The sequence below is a fragment of the Streptococcus sp. GMD4S genome (genome assembly GCF_000296955.1).
In genome coordinates this window covers 1-695 of sequence record NZ_AJRE01000556.1, presented here as the reverse complement: position 1 = coordinate 695, position 695 = coordinate 1, and the positions used below count along the sequence as shown (strand labels likewise).

The 695-nt window shown below is 43.6% G+C and carries 2 protein-coding genes and 1 pseudogene; all 3 read right to left on the bottom strand.

The genetic code is table 11. The annotated features are described in order from the left end of the window. Positions 1-190: FAD-dependent oxidoreductase (locus GMD4S_RS12520; RefSeq protein WP_000221891.1), on the bottom strand; the 190-nt coding region annotated here is incomplete at its 3' end. Continuing rightward, positions 180-611: an NUDIX hydrolase gene (locus GMD4S_RS12515; protein WP_000989471.1), complete on the bottom strand. Its 432-nt coding sequence runs from the start codon at positions 609-611 to the stop codon at positions 180-182. The genes GMD4S_RS12515 and GMD4S_RS12520, both read right to left, overlap by 11 nt. A gap of 8 nt (positions 612-619) precedes the next feature. Beyond that, positions 620-695, bottom strand: a pseudogene (locus tag GMD4S_RS13245) (NUDIX hydrolase); the annotation flags it as partial.

Here is a 695-nt window from a genome sequence, read left to right as displayed (position 1 = left end):
CACGCACGACAATCCCCTTGGCAGAGCCACCGATAGAAGGATTACAAGGCATGAAAGCCAGCATTTCAATGTTGATGGTCGCAAGCAATACCTTGCAGCCCATACGGCTAGCAGCTAGAGATGCCTCCACCCCAGCGTGCCCCGCACCGATTACAATAATATCGTATTCTTCCGTAAAATTATAAGTCATTTCTTAACCTTTCAAAAATTTCTCGCAAATAAGGAACTAACTTCTCCTCCTCTAGAGCTTGATCCATAGTAACCCATTTAAAGTGTGTATGCTCTTCAGGATCTAATCTGATAATTGGCTTCTCCCCAACCCACTCTGCTTTATAAACTAAGCGAGTAAAAACCGTATCCTTAGAGGTATCCAGTTGACTATCTTCGTGAAGAAGTTTGAGCGAACTGCTATCTAGCCTAACTCCCGCTTCTTCAATGCATTCTCTAAGAGCACCATCTCGCGGAAGTTCACCCTTTTCAACCCCGCCACCAGGAATATCCCAGTAAGTTGGATAAACGTTGGGTTCTCCTCTTTTAATTTCCGAACGCTGAATGAGCAAATAATCACCACCACTATGAACAAGTACATGGGCAATAAGCTTAACCATCATTTTCTCTCCTATTCCTCAAGATGAATGTGTTTTAGTTGGCCGTTCCATTCTGGTAGGGCTGTTTTTAAAAAGGCTGGAACTAGC

What these genes read in the sequence shown, in the direction of transcription:
- GMD4S_RS12515 (WP_000989471.1), bottom strand. Translation starts at nt 611, where the DNA reads ATGATGGTTAAGCTTATTGCCCATGTACTTGTTCATAGTGGTGGTGAT.